The organism is Micromonospora sp. NPDC051296, from assembly GCF_040682255.1.
Lineage (GTDB): Bacteria > Actinomycetota > Actinomycetes > Mycobacteriales > Micromonosporaceae > Micromonospora > Micromonospora craterilacus.
Map to the genome: position 1 here is coordinate 1 of NZ_JBFBAO010000434.1, position 5,187 is coordinate 5,187.

Annotated in this window: 4 protein-coding genes and 1 pseudogene; 1 reads left to right on the forward strand and 4 read right to left on the reverse strand. The window is 69.9% G+C overall.

Annotation, left to right across the window (positions count from 1 at the left end; translation table 11 throughout):
• Positions 1-96, forward strand: a pseudogene (locus AB0M52_RS30050) (AraC family transcriptional regulator); the annotation flags it as partial.
• Positions 97-115: 19 nt separating this feature from the next.
• Here AB0M52_RS30050 and AB0M52_RS30055 read toward each other — a convergent pair.
• From AB0M52_RS30055 to AB0M52_RS30070, 4 genes are all read right to left on the reverse strand, one after another.
• On the reverse strand, positions 116-2,578 hold the full coding sequence (locus tag AB0M52_RS30055; protein WP_363960729.1) for a glycoside hydrolase family 2 protein: 2,463 nt from the start codon (positions 2,576-2,578) through the stop codon (positions 116-118).
• Positions 2,575-3,486, reverse strand: a complete 912-nt coding sequence (locus AB0M52_RS30060) for a carbohydrate ABC transporter permease (RefSeq protein WP_363960731.1) — start codon at positions 3,484-3,486, stop codon at positions 2,575-2,577. The genes AB0M52_RS30055 and AB0M52_RS30060 overlap by 4 nt, the downstream gene beginning before the upstream one ends.
• Positions 3,483-4,475 (reverse strand): sugar ABC transporter permease, encoded by a 993-nt coding sequence (locus tag AB0M52_RS30065; protein WP_363960733.1) that lies wholly within the window; start codon positions 4,473-4,475, stop codon positions 3,483-3,485. Before AB0M52_RS30065 ends, AB0M52_RS30060 begins: the two co-directional genes overlap by 4 nt.
• Positions 4,476-4,562: 87 nt before the next feature.
• On the reverse strand, positions 4,563-5,187 hold a 625-nt coding region (locus AB0M52_RS30070; protein WP_363960735.1), incomplete at its 5' end, for an extracellular solute-binding protein.

The window sequence follows — 5,187 nt, forward strand, 5'->3', positions numbered from 1 at the left end:
GCGGAGGTGGTCGCGGGGGAGCGGACGCTGCTCGACGTCGCGGTCCGCTGGGGGTACGGCTCGGCCGAGGCGTTCGCCCGGGCGTTCAAGGCCGTTTAAGAAGGGGCCCCTCCTTTCAGTCGTTGACGCAGCGGAGCACCGGGTGGGTGGTGAGAGCGGTGGGGTCGAGGGGTGTCTCGGAGCGCACGGTGAAGATCGCCGACTCACCCGGCAGGAGTGTGCGTAGGGCGTCGTCGGCCTGGGCGGAGGGGTGCAGGCGGTCCGGATAGAGGGTCAGGTCGCGCAGGATGGTGCGGGCGGTGACGCGTACCTGCTGGGCGCCGTAGGTCGGTTCGACCACGGCGTCGAAGGCCGCCGACGGCCAGTCGATCTCGCGGTCCTCGGCGAAGAACCACAATGCCCGTCCGGCCCGGTCGCCGGCTTCGGCAACCAGCAGCTCGGCTTGGGCCTCGTCGGGCCGGGTCAGCTCCGCCGCCAGCGGCAGCGTCACCGTCGCGTACGCGGGCACATCCAGCTCCAGCGTGGTCTTCGCCCGCGGATCGCCGGCCACGGTGAGCCGGGTGACCGTCGCCGAGGCCCGCCACGGCTGCCCGCCGTCGTTGACCGCCACCAGGGCCAGGCCGCCGTCGCGGGGCTGGACGGTGAGCAGCCGGTCGGCGTACGCCCGGCGCAGCGCGTACCACAGCGGCTTGCGCCGGCCGTCGCCGTCGACCGCTGCCCACGAGGTGACCGGCCAGCAGTCGTTGAGCTGCCAGACGATGGTGCCCATGCACACGCCCCGGTGGGAACGGAAGTGTTCCACCCCGAACTGGATGGCGCGGGCCTGGTTGAGCTGGGTCAGGTAGTGCCAGTCGTCGAAGTCGCGGGGCACGGGCAGGTGCGCCGTCAGCCCTCGGCGCAGCTTCAGGTCACCGTCCGCTGCCTTCTGGTGGTGCGCCATGCCGGGCGAGTCGTGCGTCAACGGCTCGTCGGACAGCGCCCGGCGCAGGGTCGCGTACGCGGGCGGCGCCTGATAGCCGAACTCGGCCACGAACCGGGGTACGTACTCGCGGTACTTCGCGTAGTCGTCGGTGTTCCACACGTCCCAGATGTGCGTGGTGCCGTACGCCGGGTCGTTGGGGTGGATCTCCTCGCTGCCGGAGTACGGGCTGCCCGGCCAGTACGGGCGGGTCGGATCCAGCTCGGCGACGAGCCGGGGCAGCAGTTCCAGGTAGTAGCCGCGCCCCCAACTGCGCCCGGCCAGCGGTTCCTGCCAGTCCCAGTCGTGCCAGCCCCAGATGTTCTCGTTGTTGCCGGTCCACAGCACCAGTGACGGGTGGCTGGCCAGCCGCACGATCTGCTCGGCGGCCTCGGCGGCCACCTCGGTGCCGAACGGCTCCTCCTCCGGGTACGCGGCACAGGCGAAGAGGAAGTCCTGCTGCACCAGCAGGCCACGCTCGTCGGCCAGGTCGTAGAAGTCCGCCGACTCGTACCGGCCGCCGCCCCAGATCCGCAGCAGGTTGACGTTCGCGCCTTCGGCCTGGTCGAAGCGGTGCGCCAGGCGTTCCCGGGTGACCCGGGTGGGAAAGGCGTCGTCGGGAATCCAGTTCACCCCGCGGACGAAGACCGGCACCTCGTTGACGTGCAGGGCGAACGGGGCGCCCTGGGCGTCGGGCGTGGTGTCCAGGCGCACCGTGCGAAAACCGATCCGCCGGTGCCACTCGTCGAGGGTGTCGCCGTCGGGCCCGTGCAGCGTCACCGCCAGCTCGTAACGGGGCTGCGCGCCGTAGCCTCGGGGCCACCACAGCTCGGGTTCGGTGACGGTGAGGGTCAGCTCGGCCGCCCGTTCCCCGGCCGGGATGGTCACCTCGGCGGTCTCCCCCGCCACCCGGGCCCGCACGGTGAGTGGCAGGTCGGCGGCGCGGTCCACCTCGACGTGCACCGCCACCCGCCCGTCGCCGCCGACGACGGTCACCAGCGGGCGGACCGTGGCGAGCCGGGCGGTCGACCAGCCGTGCAGGCCGATCTCCTGCCAGATGCCCGCGGTGACCAGCGTGGGGCCCCAGTCCCAGCCGAAGTTGCAGGCCATCTTGCGGATGAACTGGAACGGCTCCGGGTACGAGTTGGGCCGGTCACCGAGCCGGTCACGGTGTGCCTCGGCGTACCGGTAGGCGGAGTCGAAGCGTACGGCCAGGGTGTTGCCCTCGGTTCGGAGCAGCGACGTGACGTCGAAGCGGTGGCCGCGGTGCATGTTCTCGGTCCGGCCGACCTCGACGCCGTTGACGGTGACGGTGGCGACGGTGTCCAGCCCGGCGCAGACCAGGTCGAGGCGCTGGTGGTCGCCGGCCGGCCGGTCGAAGGTGGTTTCGTACACCCAGTCGGTGTGCCCGATCCAGCCCAGCGCGGTCTCGTTGTCGTCCAGGTACGGGTCCGGGATCAGGCCGGCCGCGAGCAGGTCGGTGTGCACGCAGCCGGGGACGGTGGCCGGCACCGCCCGGCCGTCGACCTCGGGCGGGGCCTGGGGGCCGGACACCGCCCGCAGGGTCCAGCCGTCGTGCAGCGCCTGCCGGTGCGGACCGGCCCCCCGTGCGTCGCTCAAGACTTCACCGCGCCTTCCATGATTCCGCGGACGATCTGCCGACCGCCGATGACGAGCATGATCAACAGTGGCACCGTGGCCACGAACGCGCCGGCCAGCACCCGCCGGTAGATGACGTAGTTGCCGCTGGCCAGGTCGGAGATGGCCACCATCGAGGTGGGGTAGTCGGTGCCGTTCAACGTGATCAGGGGCCACTGGAAGTCGTTCCAGGTGGCCACGAAGGTCAGCAGGCCGAGCACCGCCAGCGCCGGGCGTACGGCCGGCAGGACGATGTTCCAGTAGACCCGCATGGTGGTGGCGCCGTCGACCCGGGCCGACTCGACCAGCTCGTCGGGCACCGTGTTGACGATGAACTGTCGCATGTAGAACACCCCGAACGCGGTGACCAGGCCGGGCACGATCACCGCCAGCAGGGTGCCGTTCCAGCCCAGCTTGCCCATCACGATGTAGAGCGCCACCACGCCGAGCTGATTGGGCACGGTGAGGGTGAGGATCACGAAGAGCAGCAACGCCCGGCTGCCCCGGAAGCGCAGCTTCGCGAAGGCGAACCCGGCCAGCGAGCAGAAGAACAGCACCGAGACGGTCACCACGGTGGCGACGATGACGCTGTTCACCAGGGAGGCGGCGAAGTAGACGTCCTGGAGGGAGAAGACCTCGTCCAGGTTCACCAGGAACTGGTCACCCGGGACCACCGCCGGTGGCAACTTCGAGGTCGCCTCGTCGCTGCTGGTCGAGATGACGAACATCCAGTAGAGCGGGAACGCCGCGAACAGTGCGGTCGCCGACAGGAACAGGTAGGTCCAGACCCCCGCCGGGGTGTCCTGCGGGGCGCGGCCCAGCAGGACGGCGTGTCGCCGTCCCTCGCGCGACACCGGCGCGGCTTTCCGGGGTCGCTCCAGAAGGCTCATTTGCGTCCCCCCGACAGACGGTTGGTCAACAGGGTGTTCAGCGCGGCGACCACGAGGATGATGAGGAACAACGCCCAGGACATCGCGGCGGCGTAGCCGAGGTTGAGGTCCTTCCAGCCCACCTTGTAGATCAGCTGCGCGACGGTCTGCCACTCACCGCCGGCACCGCCCCGGGCGGTCTGCGCGTTGAGGTCGAAGAGCATCGGCTCGGTGAACAGTTGGAGCCCGCCGATGGTGGACAGCACCACGGTGAAGATCACCACCGGGCGGATCATCGGCACGGTGATCCGCCAGAGTTGGCGCCACGGGCCGGCCCCGTCGAGCGCCGACGCCTCGTAGACGTCGCGCGGGATGGACTGCATCGCGGCCAGGTACAGCAGGGCGTTGTAGCCGATCCACTTCCAGTTGACCATGGTGGCGATGGCGATCCAGGAGTGCAGTTTGTCCGCCCGCCAGTCGATCGGGTTTTCGGTGCCGATGCCGATCAGGCCGAGTGCCCAGTTCGCCATCCCGAAGTCGCGGGAGAAGAAGACGTTGAAGACCAGCGTGGACGCGGTGATCGGGGTGATGTACGGCAGCAGGGCGCTGACCCGCCACCAGCTCTGCGCACGCAGCCGGCGGTTCAGCATCGACGCGATGATCAGCGCGAGCAGCAGCTGCGGGACGGTGGAGAGCAGGAAGATGCCGAAGGTGTTGTAGAGCGCGTTGCCGAAGTCGCCGTCGGTGAACAGCCGACGGAAGTTCTCCGTGCCGGCCCAGCCGGTCAGGTCCGGGTCGTCCAAGCGCCAGTGGCGCAGCGCCACCACCCCGTTGAAGATCATCGGGAAGAGCCCGAAGACGAAGAAGAGCAGGAAGAAAGGGGCGATCATCAGGTACGGCATGTACCGCACGTCGAAACGGTGCAGTCGGTCACGCCAGGTCGACCGCCGGCTCGGGGCGGACCGGGGGCGCCGGGTGACCGGTTCGGGGGCCGCGCGCGTGGTGGACATGGGGACACTCCAGGGACGGGAGACGGGGGCGGACGCCGAGGCCGGGGGCGGCGCGGGCACCGGCGTACCCGCGCCACCCCGTACGCGCTACTTGCTGGCCTTCTCGGCTTCCTTGACCGCCTCGGCCCAGGCCGCGTCCGACTTGAGCGTGCCGTTCTGCACCCGGTTGATCACGTTCTCCACGGCGACCCGGGTCGGACCGTTCTTCTTGCCCAGGTACTGCGGCGTCAGGCCCTCCGCCATCTTCGGGAAGATCTGGCCGACCGGCGCGGCGTTGAAGAAGTCGTTCTTGAAGTCCGCGATCGCGGGGTCGGTGTAGAGCCCCGGCTGCGAGGGCAGGTTGCCGACCGTCTTGAAGACCTCGATCTGCTGCTCCGGCTGGATCAGCCACTCCAGGAACTTGTACGCCTCGTCGACGTTCTTGCCCTGCTTGGGGATGGTGAGGAAGGAGCCGCCCCAGTTACCGCCACCGCCGGGTACCGCGGCGATGTCCCACTTGCCCTTGGTGCCGGGGGCGGTGTTCTGGATGTGCCCGAGCATCCAGGCCGGGCAGGCGAGCACCGCGAACGCCCCGCTGGTGAAGCCCTTGTCCCAGTCGGCCTGGAAGCTGGTGAGGTTCGCGGAGAGCCCGGCGTCGGCCGCCTTGACCGCGTAGTCGAAGGCGACCCTGGGGCCACCCTCCATCTGGAGCTGTTCGTTCTGGTCGTAGAAG

Excerpts from the sequence above, each read along its gene's own strand:
- AB0M52_RS30060 (WP_363960731.1), bottom strand. The coding sequence starts at position 3,486 with ATGAGCCTTCTGGAGCGACCCCGGAAAGCCGCGCCGGTGTCGCGCGAG.
- AB0M52_RS30065 (WP_363960733.1), bottom strand. The coding sequence starts at position 4,475 with ATGTCCACCACGCGCGCGGCCCCCGAACCGGTCACCCGGCGCCCCCGG.